The organism is Microbulbifer sp., from assembly GCF_051659245.1.
GTDB lineage: Bacteria > Pseudomonadota > Gammaproteobacteria > Pseudomonadales > Cellvibrionaceae > Microbulbifer.
In genome coordinates, this window is sequence record NZ_JBOFOC010000124.1 from 1 (window position 1) to 13,784 (window position 13,784).

Here is a 13,784-nt window from a genome sequence, read left to right on the forward strand (position 1 = left end):
AGCCCTTGCACAACTGGTGCCAGCGCTCCACCACCTCGCGCAGTTCCCAACCAGCCGCTTGTGTCTCGTTGACGTGTAACACAACATGATAGTGATTACTCATCACCGCATAGGCACAAACATCCAGCGCGAACACCTCGGCCAGTTCCAGCAATCGGTCCTCGATCCACTGGCGGCGGTGCTCAAAACACTGCCCGGTACGCTCGTCCCGTCCACACAGAAAGGCGCGGCGCACGCAGCGGGAGACGCAGTGGTAGTAGGGGGTGGCATCCAGGGATACCAGGGTTTTGCGCGGAAGTCCCATATCTGGCTATCCATACAGTTGGATGAATAGCCAGTATTTTTACGGAGAAACGAGTGTTTCTCAAGCGGGGTGGCGTAAGATGCCTTTTGTTTGGGTGCCGAAATTCCGTAATACGCAGCTGGAGTTTAGAAATTGTATACTGTCCCCCAGAACCGCGCTCTGTTCTCGGAACCGCGGTCAACTGGTGACCAGAACAAGATATTGCCCCATAGAAACCGCCGCGCCAAGCGTCAAAATTTCACGTTAACCCTATTTATAGCCAGCTCTTTAAATGAGGAGAGAAAGAATGTTCAGCCATATAATGATCGGCGCCAATGACGTCGAGGAATCCAAAAGATTCTACGATGCCATTCTGGGAGCCCTGGGCCACGAGCCGGGCGTTATCGATGAGAAGGGCCGCTGCTTCTACTTCACCAAAAACGGCGTCTTTGCAATCACCAAACCCATCAATAACGAACCGGCATGCCACGGCAACGGCAGCACCATCGGCTTCGCGGCAGAGAGTTCCGAGATGGCCGATGCCTGGCACGCAGCGGGGCTGGCCAATGGCGGTACCGAGTGCGAAGATCCCCCCGGTGTGCGCGAAGCCGCTATGGGCAAGCTTTACCTGGCTTACCTGCGCGACCCGTCCGGCAACAAGATTTGTGCTCTCCACCGGGTGGGCTGACGATTAAACGATCGCTGAAGGCGCACCGTTAAAGCCATACTTTTCGAGCGCCCTCAGCGATTACTTTGTGTGCCTGCCGGGCATTGGTCCTGCGTAGGGCACAGCCGGAAGGCAAGAGGAATTCCTGGAAAGGTATTGCCTTTTTCCTGTACAGTATTCGTCGGGATTGACATCGAAGTAAGGCCTTTCAATTCGCATCACTTAAAAACCAACAAAGCCCCAGCGGAGTGATCTGCCGGGACTTTTCTCATCGAACACCGCCATTCAGTAACCCGTCGCTATTACAGTTGAGGCTTCTTTTGTGACGAGGTCCAATATGAATGGCACTAAGTTAAGCGGAATCTCCCTGTACGAGCCTGCTTGCAGGCGAATTGAGGCCGCGGCAGGGCACCGGGAATGTTCGCCTGCAAGCAGGCTCCTACAGCGCAATCCTCAGGGGTCGGGAGCAGCTCGGGGCTTAATTCAGTGCCATTCAGGTCCAATACCATTTAGCGCGTCAGCACATCCGCCAGGGTGAGCATTAACAGCAATGCAATCCACAGCAATCCGCCCAATGCGAACAACCGCAGCAGTCCGCTGGTGGCCCGCAGTTGCATAAATACCACCATTACCAGCGCGGCCATGGCGATGGCACAGAGAAAGTGCACCGTGTAACGCAAGGCTGTGGAAGCCATTGCGGTCGCCAGCAGGCTGATCCCGAGCAGGATGAGCAGTGCCAGCCAGGTGAATACGGCGGGGCGATAGTTCAATTCAGTCTCCCAGCAAATAAAACAGGGTAAAAATAAAAATCCACACCACATCGATAAAGGCCCAGTAGAGGCCGGCGATATGCAGTTGGCGGTCCAGGCGGTCCGGTCTGCGCCAGCGCCGTACCAGCGCCAGCATCACCGCCAATATCGCGATGCCCACCAGCATATGCACCGCGTGCAGGCCGGTGGCGATGAAATACAAATTGAAAAACAGCTCGGCAATCGCCGCCACCGGTTGCTCGCCGGGAGCCGCCGGCAGCTCACTGGAATAGCGGAACGGCAGACCCAGCACCGGCATCAGTTGATGGCGGAATTCGCTGTACCACTCGAAGCCCTTGATCGCCAGGAACGCCAGGCCGAAGAGGATGGTGGCTAGCAGCCAATACACCGCGACTTTTCGCAGCCGCGCGCCGGCCGCCAGCTCGGCCAGCATCATGGTGAGGCCGCTGCTCAACAGCAGCGCGGTATTGATCGCGGCCAGTTTCAAATCCAGGTGCTGCGCCGCTTCCGCAAAAACGTTCGCGTATTGCAGGCGCAGAACCGCGAAGGCGGCAAAGAGCCCGCCGAACAGCAGCAGCTCGGTGAGCAGGAACACCCACATGCCCAGCAGCCCGGCATGGCGCTGCTGGTCCATATCGTCGAACTGGGTTTCCGGCGGCGTTTCGCCCTCCGGCCTTGTGCCGGCCGGTCCGCTACTTGTAGGCATAAGGTTCCTCGGTAACCACGGGGGTTTCCGCGAAATTGTGCACCGGCGGCGGCGACGGGGTCTGCCACTCCAGCCCTGTTGCGTCCCACGGATTGGGTCCGGATTTTTCGCCGTGGCGCAGGGACCAGGACAGATAGATCAGCGGCAGCAGGTAGCCCAGCGCCAGCACCCCGGCTCCCAGGCTGGACAGCACTTGCAATATCTCGAACTCTTCCGGGTAGGAGTGGTAGCGTCGCGGCATGCCCGCATAACCGAGCAGGAACTGCGGATAGAAAGTGAGGTTGAGCCCGATCAGCAGTGCCAGCGCGGCCACCGTGGCCCAGGGCCTGGAGTACATGCGTCCGGTGAGTTTGGGCCACCAGAAATGCAGCCCGCCCATATAGCCGGTCACCGCGCCGCCCACCATGATGTAGTGAAAGTGCGCGGTGATGAAATAGGTATCGTGCAGGTGCACGTCCAACGCCAGGGCGGCGAGGAAAACCCCGGTCAGTCCGCCGACGGTAAACAGTTCGAGAAAAGACAGCGCATAGATCATCGGTACAGAAAAACTGATCTGGCCGCGAAACAGGGTCGCGGTCCAGTTCAGGGTTTTGATCGCCGAGGGCACCGCTACCAGGAAAGTAAAAAACGAAAACAAAATCCCCGCGTACATGCTCTGCCCGGACACGAACATATGGTGGCCCCAGACCACAAAACTGAACAGTGCGATCGCCATTATCGACAGCACCATGCCCATATAGCCGAATACCGGATTGCGCGAGAAGCAGGGGATGATTTCCGACACCACGCCCATCGCCGGCAGGATCATTATGTAAACCGCCGGATGGGAGTAGAACCAGAACAGATGCTGGAACAGCAGCGGGTCGCCGCCCAGCGCCGGATCGAAAATACCGATACCCAGGGCGCGTTCCAGCGCGATCAACACCAGGGTGATCGCCAGCACCGGGGTGGCCAGCACCATAACCAGGCCGGTGGCATAGTTGGCCCACACAAACAGCGGCAGGCGCAACCAGCTGAGCCCCGGGGCGCGCATGGTGTGGGTGGTGACGATAAAGTTGATGCCGGTGAGAATCGAGGAAAAGCCGACGATAAAAACCCCGGTGGCCGCGGCCAGCACCGCGGAGTTGGAAAACAGGGTGGAATATGGGGTGTAAAAGGTCCAGCCGGTATCCACGCCGCCGGCGATCACCGCCGCGAGCGTAAACAGTCCGCCGAGCGTATAGATATACCAGGACAATAAATTCAGTTTGGGAAACGCCATATCCCGCGCGCCGATCATCATCGGCAGCAGGAAATTGCCCAGGGTGGCGGGTATCGAGGGAATCAGGAAAAACCACACCATCACGATACCGTGCAGGGAAAAAAGCTTGTTGTAGCTCTCCGCGCTGAGCAGGTCGCCCGCCGGGGTGATCAGCTCCAGGCGGATCAGCAGGGCCGCGGCGCTGCCGAAAAAGAAAAAGCCGGTGATGGACACCGCGTACAGCCAGGCGATGCGCTTGTGGTCGACGGTGAGCAACCACGAGCGGATACTCCAGCCGCCGCTCAGGTAGTCCCGAGGCGTCGCGTGACGGTCTTCGCTTTCACTGTAAACAACGCTAGTCATTTTGATCGCCGGGTGTCAGTGACTGGATGTAGGAGATGATCTGCAGGATTTCCTCTTCGGAAATCTGCCCGGAGTAGCTGGGCATGATTGGCTGGTAGCCGGCTACCAGTTGTTTCTGCGGCTGCAAAATGGAGTCGCGGATATAGGCCTCGTCCGCAACCACGGTCTCGCCGCTGGCGAGGGGCACGGGGGTGCCGAAAATGCCCGCCAGCTCCGGTGCCAGTGTGGCGTCGCCGGGCTTGTGGCAGCCGCTGCAGCCGTAGCTCTGGAACAACTGCTCGCCGGAGTCCGCCGGGCTGGGCGCGTCGCCCTGCCCCGCCAGCCACCGCTGGTAGTCGGTCTGGCTCATCACCACCACTTTGCCGCGCATGCGCGAGTGGTCGGTGCCGCAGTACTCGGCGCAGAACAGGTGGGATTCGCCGGTGCGGATCGGGGTGAACTGGGCGGTGGTGTACATGCCCGGCACTGCGTCGCGCTTGAGACGGAACGCCGGAAACGACAGGCTGTGGACCACGTCCTGGGAGGTGATGCGCAGTTGCACCGTCTCCCCCACCGGCAGGTGCAGGGTATTGATCTCGCGGGTGCCGTCCGGGTGCTGAAATTTCCACATCCACTGCTTGGCCACCACGTCGATAACGATGTCCGTCGCCGGTTCGCCGTAGAGTTTCAGGTACAGCTGACTGGCCCAGAAGAAGAGCCAGATAAAGGCCGCGCACAGCGACAGCGCAAAGCCGATTTCCACGCGGCGGCCGCTGCGGTCGGACAGCAGTTTTCCCCGCCCGCGGCCCAGGGTGCGCCGGTAGCGCGCCGCGAACACCACCACCAGGCCGACGAGGATCGCCATCAGCAGCCCGGAAATGCCCAGCAGGGCGTAGTACAGGTGGTCCACCTGGGCCGCGTATTCGGAGCCCTGCTGGGGAATCAGCCTGAGCCCGAGCAGCGGGTCTTCGATCGCCTGCTCGCTCACGGCCGCTCCCTCCACCTCTCGCTCCTCCGCAGACCGATGACCAGGCCGCCCAGTGCGAGCAGGGACAGTCCGCCGCCGAACTGCAACAGGCGCATCACCGCGACACTGTAGCGCCCCGTATCCGGATCGAAGTGATAGCAGCGCAGCAGCAGCTGGTCCACCGGGCTGCCGAGTTTGCCACGGCCGGCGTCCACCAGCGCCAGGCGCAGGTCCGGCTGCCCCCGCTCGATGCGCAGCAGGTAGTGGCTGACCCGGCCGCCGGTGGCGACCACCACCAGCCCCGCCGGGTGCGCGTAACTATCGCGCTCTGCGTCGTAGGCGTATTGAAAACCCACCGCATCGGCCAGGGTATCGATGGCTGCGGCGCCGCCGGTCAGCAGCTGCCAGTTGGAGACGATGTGCCCGTGCCGCTCGCGCAGGCGCCGCGCCAGTTGCTCGGCCTGCGCCGGCGTCTCCCGCGGATCGATACTCACCACCGCCACCCGGTAATCCCCCGAGGCGAACGGCAGGTCGGCCGCGGCCCCGGCGAGTTGGTCCAGCACCATGGGACAGAGGTGCGGGCACTCGAACCAGGACAGCACCAATATTAGCGGGCCCTGTTCGACCAGCGCGGTGAGTGTCACGGCCTCGCCATTTGCATTGCGAAACGCCGTCGCCGGCAGCGGCGCACCGATGCGCTGATTGAATGCCACCGCATCCAGGGTTTTCTCCGCTGGCGGCTGCGCCTCGGCCGCCAGCGCGGGCAGCAGAAGCAGCGAACAGATTCGGGTGAGCCAGTTCACTGGGATGCCTCCGCATCCGGCAGGCCGCGCTCGAGCAGCAGGTCCATCGCGCGCTCGATCGGCATATGCACCACCCCGGCCTCCCGGTCCACCCAGCCGACGCTGTGCAGCCGCTGTTGCTCGCGCTCTTGGTAGCCGGCCAGATCCGCGAGAGGGTTGCGCTGCAGGCGCACCTGCCCCGGTGGCACCGGCAGCGGTTCGAACACCGGCGGGGGGGGACGCGGCAGCCAGTAGAGATAGAGCGGCCACATGGCCAGGCCGCCCAGCACCACCAGCGCCAGGGTGAACAGCATGACGTAGACGATCGGGCGCACCCGGGACAGGTCTGCCTCGTGTTTAACCATCTTCAGCCCCGCGGTTTATCCGCTGGCCGGCGTTGTAACCGGCCGCGTAGATGGCGCCGACAACCAATACCAGCGCCGGCACCAGCCAGACCTGCAGCGCACTCCAGCCGCCGAACGCCGGCAGTATCAGCCAGCAGATCTGCAGGACGTGGCCGGCCAGGCAGGATGCCGCCGCAAACATCAGCCAGTCCGCGCGCCCCTTGGCGGCGCTGGACAGAAGAACCAGGAACGGCAGCAGAAAGAAAAGCGCAAAGGAGATCACACTGATCGGCCGCCAGGCGCCCCGGCTGCGGTGGATGTACCAGCCGATTTCCTCCGGCAGGTTTGCCGACCAGATCACGATGTACTGGGAAAAGGCGGTGAAGGCCCAGCCCAGCAGTATCGCCAGCCACAGGTTGGCCATATCCCGGCGCGCGCCCGGGTCCATGTGCTGCGCGCCCAGCAGCAGCGCGCAGGCGATGGCCGCGGCCACCATGCCGGTGCCCAGCATCAGCCCGTAGATATCCGAATAGAACTCCGGCTCCAGGGACATAAACCAGTCGAAGGCGAAAAACGTCAGTGCCAGCAGCCACAGGATCAGTCCCGGCGCCTGTACCGGTGCGGTGCGCCGCCGCCACACGCCCAGCGCCCAGGCGAGCCCCAGCCAGATCGCGAAATAGCCCAGGCTGCGAGCGACAAAAAAAGGCCGGTTCAGGTAGGCGAGCTTGTTGCGCACCACCTCCGGCAGTTCCTGCGCGGGCAGGGTCCAGGAAAACAGCGTGTGCAGGCCGAACAGCAGCGGCAGCATGGCCGCGGCGAACAGCGGCAGGGTCGCCGCCAGCGCCAGCCACAGCGGGCGGCTCTGCTCGCCCCAGCGCCCGCCGGTGAGGCCCTGGGTCATCAACATCGCCAGCGCGCCCAGCGGCAGCGATCCCCAGATCAGCGCCGCCGCCAGCCAACTGGAGGCAAAAGCCACTCCGCCGAGTGCGGCGCCGAGCGCCCCCAGTGCCAGCAGCGCAATTCCACCGGGCAGTATCGCGCGCGGAGTCACGGCGCTTTTCCCCCCTGGTTTTGCCGCTCCAGTTCCCGGCGCTGCTGCGGGGTGAGATCCTCCAGCGAACCGTGCTGCGAGAGTTGCAGCGCGCGAATATAGGCGGCGATGGCCCAGCGCTCCTCCGGCGGTACCCGCGCGGCGTAGGAATACATCACGCCGAAGCCGTCGCTGATCACATCGTAGAAATGGCCGAGCGGCGCATTGCGCAGGCGCGCGCTGTGCAGTGACGGCGGTGCGGGAAAACCGCGCTGCACGATGGCGCCGTCGCCGTTACCGGTACCGCCGTGGCAGGGGCTGCAAAAAATATCGAAACGCTCGCGGCCCAGTTCCAGCAGTTCGCGGCTCAGGGGTTCAGGCAGGGTGGCCGGGCGCGACCCCAGTGCCTGGTTGCGGGACACCGTGCCCCCCACCGGCATTCGGGCGGACTGGTCGTTCGGCCAGCCGGGCGCGGCCTGGTAGGGATCGTAGCGGGGCTGGTTGCGCATATCCTGGCCGCAGGCGCAGAGCAGGAATATTGCGGAGAATATCAGCACAGGCCTGAGGGCCGTTTGATGCGGGGCCGGGCTCCGAAGCTCCTTCCGAAGCTCCTGTAGGAGCGGCCCATGGCCGCGATCGGACTTTCCGCCGGCCGCGGGCGCTGATCGCGGGTTCCCGCAACGCAGGATTATTTCGAGCTCCCGAGGCGGGCCTGCGGCCCGCAAGCGGAGCTGGAGCTCCGCGTTCCCGGGCAGGGCCGCCATGCCCCCCGATTCAGTGCGTGAACTTCTCACAACGTCAGCTCCCGCACATATTCGGCCCCCTGCGCGCGCAGGAAATCCTCCACCTCTGCGGGATCGCCGCCGCGAACACTCAGGAAAAATCCGTCCGCGGAGGCGCGCGCAAAGTCGTCGCAGTTGAATATCGGGTGGTAGTAATGGGGCAGGCGGTCTTTGGCCAGCATGGTGATGGTCGCGGCCATCACCGTGGAGAAGATGCCCACTTGAAAGGTGACCGGCAGAAACGCGGGCCAGCTGTTGAGAGGCTTGCCGCCCACCACAAACGGATAGTCGATCACCGCGGTGTACCACTGCAGAAAAAATGCCGCAGCCGCGGCGGTTACGCCCAGTGACAGCGCGATCAGCGGAATACCCTTTTCGCGAAAGGTCAGCGCCTCGGCCAGCCCCGGCACGGGAAAAGGCGCGTGGGCCTCCAGCCGCCGATAACCGGCCTCGCGCGCGCTTAGGGTGGCGGCTACAAGCGCCTCCGGGCCGGCGAAGCGGGCGATCAGGCCGTAGTGGTCTTGCTCGGAGTGGTTTTGCTCAGTCACCGCTTTTCTCCTTGTGAACCGCGTGGTGGATCGACACCCGCATATCGTGCATCGACACCACCGGAGCCAGGCGCACGAACGCCAGCAGCAGGAACGCGAACAGCCCCAGCGAGCCCAGTGCCACCAGCAGATCCCACAAGGTGGGTCCGGAGAGGCCCCAGGTGGAGGGCATATAGCTCGCATAGGTGCTGGTGAACACTATCTGGAAGCGCTCAAGCCACATGCCGATATTGCCGGTGATCGCCAGCGCGAGCAGCATCGCCGGCGAGCGCCGCACCCGCCTGAACCACAGCAGCTGCACCAGCAGCGAATTGCACACAAACATAGCCCACCAGGCGGGCGCGTAGGGCCCGGTCCAGCGGTTGATGTATACCGCGCGCTGGTACGGGTCGCCGGAGTACCAGGCGGTAAAAACTTCCTGGATATAGGCGTAGTTCACCACCAGCGCGAACAGCAGCATCATGCGCCCCAGGTAATCCAGGTGGCGGCGGGTGATCAGGTCTTTGAGGCCGAACATCGCGCGGGTGACCACCGCCAGGAAAGACACGGTGGCAAATCCGGAAAAAAGCGCTCCGGCGACGAAATACGGCGGAAAGATGGTGAAGTGGAATCCCGGCACCAGCGATACCGCCAGGTCCAGGGAGATAATGCCGGTCACCGACACCACGATCGGCGCCGCCACCGCCGCCAGCACCCGGTTGACCTGCTCATAGCGCGCCCAGTGCAGCGCCGAGCCGCGCCAGCCCAGCGCCATAACCCCGTAAAAAATCTGCAGCCCGCGGGACTGCGCGCGGTCGCGCAGGGTGGCGAAATCCGGCAGCAGGCTGAAGTACAGAAAGCCCAGGGTGAACACGAAATAGGTGGAGATGGCGAAGAAATCCCACACCAGCGGGCTGCGCCACTGGGGCCACAGGTCCATGGTATTGGGATAAGGGATCAGGAACTGCATAAACTGCGGCCGCCCCAGGTGGACGATGGCGTAGATGCCGGCGCACACGATCGCGAACAGGGCCATCGCCTCCGCCAGTCGCGCCACCGGCGCGCGCCAGGGCTGGCGCGTGAGCAGCAGCACCGCGGAGATCAGCGTTCCGGCGTGGGCGATACCGATCCACCAGATGGTATTCACGATGGGGAAACCCCAGGCCACCGGAATATTGACCCCGAACAGCCCGACGCCGATGGTGAATACGATGCCCAGGCACACCACAAACATCAGCGCCAGCGCCGCGGACACCGCAAATGCCAGCCGCCACCGTCCCCGCGCGCGCGGCTCCAGCACCAGGCCGGCGATGCGCTCGGTCATCGTTGTGTGGGTCAGGCCCTCGGGCAGCAGGGTTTCCGGTGTTGTCTGCGGCATTTCCTGGTCCCTGAAATGATCGCGTCGACTCCAGGTGAAAGATGGCAATTTTGTAGGATGGGCACGCTGCGCTTTGCCCATCCTACGACCCTAAGAAGGAACCTCCCTGTAGGAGCCTGCTTGCAGGCGAAAGGCTACGGAGTTCTGCCCTTTTTCGCCTGCAAGCAGGCTCCTACAGCGCACCGTTATTTCGAAATCCCGAATCCCGAATCCCGGAATTCAGGAATCCTCTTCTTTCAACTCGGGATTTGGATTATGCACCGCCGCCAAATAGGTGGTGCGCGGCCGGGTGTTCAGCTCTTCCAGCATGGCATAGTTCAGCGGAAGTGCCTTCAGCCGGTTGAGTTCACCGCCGGCTTCGGCCTGGTCGCCGAACACGATCGCCTGCGTGGGACAGGCCTGCTGGCAGGCGGTCTGCAGTGGTGTGTCCGGGTCCCAGCGCGCGGCGGTGATGCGCTGTACGCAATAGGTGCACTTCTCCATCACCCCCCGCGCGCGCACCGTCACATCCGGGTTTTGCAGCGCCGGCTGTGCCGGGTAGGCGGCATTGCTGTTCGTGTAGTTGAACCAGTTGAAACGGCGCACTTTGTAGGGGCAGTTCTGGGAACAGTAGCGGGTGCCGATGCAGCGCTGATAGACCATCTGGTTGAGCCCGTCCGCGGAGTGCAGCGTCGCCTCCACCGGGCACACGTATTCGCAGGGGGCGTTTTCGCAGTGCATGCAGGGTACCGGCTGGAAGGTGGTGCGCGGCTGCGGTTCCGTGTCGGGAAAATAGCGGTCCACCCGCAGCCAGTGCATATGGTGGCCGCGGATCACCTCCTCGGCGCCCACCACCGGGATATTGTTCTCCGCCTGGCAGGCGGTGACGCAGGCGTTGCAGCCGATACAGGCGGACAGGTCGATGGCCATGCCCCAGGCGTGCTCGCTCTCTTCTCCCTTTATTGGCCAGTCCTCCGGATAGAGCGACAGCTCCGGCGGCCGGTGCTGGGCGAAGGTGGGGTTGCGGCGGTAGCTGTCCAGGTTCGTTGCGCGGATCAGGTCCCGCCCCTCGATCCTGTCGTGGAGTTGTATCAGTGCCAGTTTTTGCCGCCCGCCGCTGGGCGCCAGGGTCGCCGGCAGCGCCCAGGGGCTGGCGCTGCTCCGCAGTTGGTAGGCGCTTACCCCTACGCCGTCGCCGACCCGCCCGGCGGCGGTGCGCCCGTAACCGAGATACAGGGTGACCGCGTTTACCGGTTGCCCCGGCAGCGCCAGCACCGGCACCTGCAGTTTTCTGCCGCCGCTCTCCAGCTCGATCAGGTCGCCGTCGTTCAGATCCCGCTCCGCGGCCAGTTGCGGGCTGATCAGCAGCGCGTTGTCCCAGGTCAGGGTGGTGAGGGGGCGGGGCATTTCCTGCAGCCAGCCGTTGTTGGCGTAGCGGCCATCCCACAGCGCCGGGTCCGGGCGCAGTTGCAGGGTCAGCCCTGTGGCCGCGGGCCGGGGCGCGGGGAGCCGACCGGTCCAGCCGGCGGCGGGCTCGGCGGCTACAGCTCCGGCCGCGGTTTCCGGCACCAGCCCGTCGTGCAGGCTGCGGCGCCAGAAAACTTCGAAGTCGTCGCCCCGGTGGCGGTTTTGCCAGTACTCCTGCAGCAGCTTCAGCGCCTCCCCGTCCACACCCCGCTCCAGCGCGGCGAACAGCTGCAGTGCGGATTTGCCGCCGTGCAGGGGCTGGATCAGCGGCTGTAGCAGGGTGACGCTGCCGTCGTAGGCGCGGGCATCGGCCCAGGTTTCCAGCGCGTGCGCCGCGGGGATATGCCATTGGGAGAGGCGCGCGGTCTCGTCAAAATATTCGCCCCAATGCAGCCGCCAGGGCACTTCCCGGAAGGCCTCGGCAAAAGCGAGATCGGCGGCTGCGCTGTACACCGGGTTGCTGTCCAGCACCACCAGGTCCTGCACCGCGCCGGTGTTTATTGCCGCGGTCAGCTCAGCGAGGGATTCCGCACCGGTGTCGAAGGCCACCGGCGGTATCCACTCCAGTGTTTTCCCGAAAGCGCCCAGTTTGTGGTTGATGGCGTGGGCCAGCGCGTGCACCGCGGCCGGCTGCTGGTCGCCGGGGACTACCAGCGCCGCGCCGGGATGGCGTTGCAGATCCTTCGCCAGCGCGTCGATCCAGGGTTCGGGGAGCGGATTTTGTCGCGGCGGCGCCACCGGGATGCCCAGGGCGATGGCGAGCTGGCGCGCCGCGTCCTCCATCTGCGGGTAGGCCAGGCCGTAGCGCTGGTCGGCGTTGGCGCCGGTGACGCTGGGGGTGGATTCGACGGCGTAAAGTCGTGCGAGGTTTTCATTGCCGTCCCGGGGCCGGCGGCGCGCGGTGAAATCCCGCGCGTAGCGCAGGAAGCCGGGCTGGGATTGCATAAAGTCCGCGTCCAGAGCCAGCGCCACCTGCACCCGGTCGAAGCGGTAGCGCGGCTCCAGGGCCTGGTCGAGCAGCAGGCGGCTGCCGGCGTAGACGCCACTACGGTCCACCGGATCGTGGACGAACCAGCGCGCTTCGGGCCAGCGCCGCCGCAGGGCGTCGATGCGGGCCTGAACGCTCGGCGAGGTGATTCTGCCGCTGACAAAGCACAGGCCCTGGCCCCTGTTCGCATTCCACTGTGCCTGCCGTTTCTGCAGTGCGCGCAGGCACTCGGTGTAGCTGGCGATGGCGCCGCGGTGGCGCACCGAGGCGGAGCGTTCCGGATCGTAGAGGGACAGCACCGAGGCCTGGGCGATGGCGTCGCAGGCGCCGAGGGTCGCGGGGTGCTGCGGATTGCCCTCGAGTTTGATCGGCCGGCCCAAGTCGCTCTCCACCAGTACGCCCTGGGCGCAACCGCCGACGATCGCCGCGCTGGCGTAGTAGTTGGGGCGCCCCGGCACCAAGTGTTCCGGCATGCGCACATAGGGCACCAGGTGTTCCCGCGGCTCGCGGCTGCAGCCCGGCAGCCCGGCCAGGGCCAGGCTGGCGCCCATCAGTTTCAACAGGCCGCGGCGGCTCAGGGGCCGGTCCGCCTGCGCCAGCTCCGCCAGGCTGAGCCAGTAGCCGGCGCCGCGCTTGCCGGCGAGCTGCTCGCGCAACGCTTCCGGGGCGCCGGGTCCTTTTTTGTCGCCAGGCTTTAGCGGTGGCATATCACGCACTCGGTCATTCGATCCGTGTGAATCCGGTATTGGTGCAGCAGGGCGTCGCCGTTGCCGGCGGGCGCATAGCCCATGGCGGTGATCCGGTCCTTCGGGCGCAGTGCGATTGCGGGGTGGCGGTGGCAGTCCAGGCACCACTGCATGGTCATCGGCTTCGCCTGTCGCATCAGCGGCATCCGGTCCACCCGCCCATGGCAGGACTCGCAGCCGATGCCGCGGGTTACATGGGCCTGATGGTTAAAGTAGACAAAATCCGGCAGCTTGTGCACGCGGACCCACACCAGCGGCCGGTCCTGCTTCAGGCTTTCGCGCACCGGCGCGAGCATCTGCGCATTGGTCCACAGCTGGGAGTGGCAGCTCATGCAGGTATAGGTATCCGGCAGCCCGGCAAAGGTCGAGCGGTCCACGGCGGTGTGGCAATAGCGGCAGTCGATACCCAGGCCGCCCACGTGATGCTCATGGCTGAAAGGCACCGGCTGTTCCGGCACCGCGCCCTGGCCGGTGAGATAGGGGGAGCGGTTCAGGAAATAGGCGACACAGGCGACGGCTAGCAGCGCCAGCGCGCCGCCGACGAGCAGAATACGTGTCAGCCCATTGATCCTGGGGTGAAAGATCTGCGGCATGGGCACCTTCCGTGGGGTGAATGCCTCGCTGGCTGCCTCTTAGAGCCTGTTTGAAGTCTCGATACTTATTCACTCAAGTTTCGGAGTTCAATTCCAGGAGCCGAGGCGTGATGCGCCCTTCTGGGACACGCCGTGAATACGTCCCTGTAGGCTTGTCTGCCAGGTCCCTCTCGCAGACAGTCCCAGAAGGGCG

13 protein-coding genes and 1 pseudogene are annotated in these 13,784 nt (G+C 64.3%); 1 reads left to right on the forward strand and 13 read right to left on the reverse strand.

All coding sequences use genetic code 11. The features are described from left to right. A pseudogene (locus ACRC0P_RS12980) lies at positions 1–304 on the reverse strand (hypothetical protein); the annotation flags it as partial. Between the two features lie 286 nt (positions 305–590). Between ACRC0P_RS12980 and ACRC0P_RS12985 the strand changes: the two are divergent. After that, complete coding sequence (locus ACRC0P_RS12985) at positions 591–971, forward strand: VOC family protein (RefSeq protein ID WP_438631570.1); 381 nt, start codon at positions 591–593, stop codon at positions 969–971. Between the two features lie 488 nt (positions 972–1,459). On the opposite strand, the gene ACRC0P_RS12990 is transcribed toward ACRC0P_RS12985, so the two are convergent. The 12 genes from ACRC0P_RS12990 to ACRC0P_RS13045 all read right to left on the reverse strand — a co-directional run bounded on the left by ACRC0P_RS12990 (position 1,460) and on the right by ACRC0P_RS13045 (position 13,591). After that, complete coding sequence (locus ACRC0P_RS12990; protein ID WP_438631572.1) at positions 1,460–1,720, reverse strand: hypothetical protein; 261 nt, start codon at positions 1,718–1,720, stop codon at positions 1,460–1,462. A gap of 1 nt (position 1,721) precedes the next feature. After that, positions 1,722–2,426 carry a cytochrome c oxidase subunit 3 gene (locus ACRC0P_RS12995; RefSeq protein WP_438631574.1) on the reverse strand — a complete coding sequence of 235 codons (705 nt, stop codon included), beginning with the start codon at positions 2,424–2,426 and terminating at the stop codon, positions 1,722–1,724. After that, positions 2,413–4,029, reverse strand: a complete 1,617-nt coding sequence (locus ACRC0P_RS13000) for a cytochrome c oxidase subunit I (protein WP_438631576.1) — start codon at positions 4,027–4,029, stop codon at positions 2,413–2,415. The genes ACRC0P_RS12995 and ACRC0P_RS13000 overlap by 14 nt, the downstream gene beginning before the upstream one ends. Beyond that, positions 4,022–5,011, reverse strand: a complete 990-nt coding sequence (gene coxB, locus ACRC0P_RS13005; RefSeq protein WP_438631578.1) for a cytochrome c oxidase subunit II — start codon at positions 5,009–5,011, stop codon at positions 4,022–4,024. Before coxB ends, ACRC0P_RS13000 begins: the two co-directional genes overlap by 8 nt. After that, positions 4,993–5,778 (reverse strand): SCO family protein, encoded by a 786-nt coding sequence (locus ACRC0P_RS13010; protein ID WP_438631580.1) that lies wholly within the window; start codon positions 5,776–5,778, stop codon positions 4,993–4,995. The genes coxB and ACRC0P_RS13010 overlap by 19 nt, the downstream gene beginning before the upstream one ends. Next, entirely contained in the window at positions 5,775–6,122 is a 348-nt protein-coding gene (locus ACRC0P_RS13015) for a hypothetical protein (protein ID WP_438631582.1), read from the reverse strand. The genes ACRC0P_RS13010 and ACRC0P_RS13015 overlap by 4 nt, the downstream gene beginning before the upstream one ends. Beyond that, positions 6,115–7,152, reverse strand: a complete 1,038-nt coding sequence (locus ACRC0P_RS13020; protein WP_438631584.1) for a hypothetical protein — start codon at positions 7,150–7,152, stop codon at positions 6,115–6,117. Before ACRC0P_RS13020 ends, ACRC0P_RS13015 begins: the two co-directional genes overlap by 8 nt. Then, positions 7,149–7,688 carry a c-type cytochrome gene (locus ACRC0P_RS13025; protein WP_438631586.1) on the reverse strand — a complete coding sequence of 180 codons (540 nt, stop codon included), beginning with the start codon at positions 7,686–7,688 and terminating at the stop codon, positions 7,149–7,151. Before ACRC0P_RS13025 ends, ACRC0P_RS13020 begins: the two co-directional genes overlap by 4 nt. 233 nt (positions 7,689–7,921) lie before the next feature. Beyond that, on the reverse strand, positions 7,922–8,461 hold the full coding sequence (locus tag ACRC0P_RS13030) for a DUF3341 domain-containing protein (RefSeq protein ID WP_438631588.1): 540 nt from the start codon (positions 8,459–8,461) through the stop codon (positions 7,922–7,924). Further along, positions 8,454–9,818 (reverse strand): NrfD/PsrC family molybdoenzyme membrane anchor subunit, encoded by a 1,365-nt coding sequence (gene nrfD / locus ACRC0P_RS13035; RefSeq protein WP_438631590.1) that lies wholly within the window; start codon positions 9,816–9,818, stop codon positions 8,454–8,456. Before nrfD ends, ACRC0P_RS13030 begins: the two co-directional genes overlap by 8 nt. A 219-nt stretch (positions 9,819–10,037) precedes the next feature. Then, positions 10,038–12,959, reverse strand: coding sequence for a 4Fe-4S dicluster domain-containing protein (locus ACRC0P_RS13040; RefSeq protein ID WP_438631592.1), 2,922 nt, complete (start codon positions 12,957–12,959; stop codon positions 10,038–10,040). Beyond that, positions 12,947–13,591 (reverse strand): cytochrome c3 family protein, encoded by a 645-nt coding sequence (locus ACRC0P_RS13045; protein ID WP_438631594.1) that lies wholly within the window; start codon positions 13,589–13,591, stop codon positions 12,947–12,949. Before ACRC0P_RS13045 ends, ACRC0P_RS13040 begins: the two co-directional genes overlap by 13 nt. Positions 13,592–13,784 lie beyond the last annotated feature (193 nt).

Bases quoted from the DNA above. Each gene is read 5' to 3' on its own strand.
- ACRC0P_RS12985 (WP_438631570.1), top strand. From the start codon at position 591: ATGTTCAGCCATATAATGATCGGCGCCAATGACGTCGAGGAATCCAAA.
- ACRC0P_RS12995 (WP_438631574.1), bottom strand. From the start codon at position 2,426: ATGCCTACAAGTAGCGGACCGGCCGGCACAAGGCCGGAGGGCGAAACG.
- ACRC0P_RS13000 (WP_438631576.1), bottom strand. From the start codon at position 4,029: ATGACTAGCGTTGTTTACAGTGAAAGCGAAGACCGTCACGCGACGCCT.
- ACRC0P_RS13015 (WP_438631582.1), bottom strand. From the start codon at position 6,122: ATGGTTAAACACGAGGCAGACCTGTCCCGGGTGCGCCCGATCGTCTAC.
- nrfD (WP_438631590.1), bottom strand. From the start codon at position 9,818: ATGCCGCAGACAACACCGGAAACCCTGCTGCCCGAGGGCCTGACCCAC.
- ACRC0P_RS13040 (WP_438631592.1), bottom strand. From the start codon at position 12,959: ATGCCACCGCTAAAGCCTGGCGACAAAAAAGGACCCGGCGCCCCGGAA.
- ACRC0P_RS13045 (WP_438631594.1), bottom strand. From the start codon at position 13,591: ATGCCGCAGATCTTTCACCCCAGGATCAATGGGCTGACACGTATTCTG.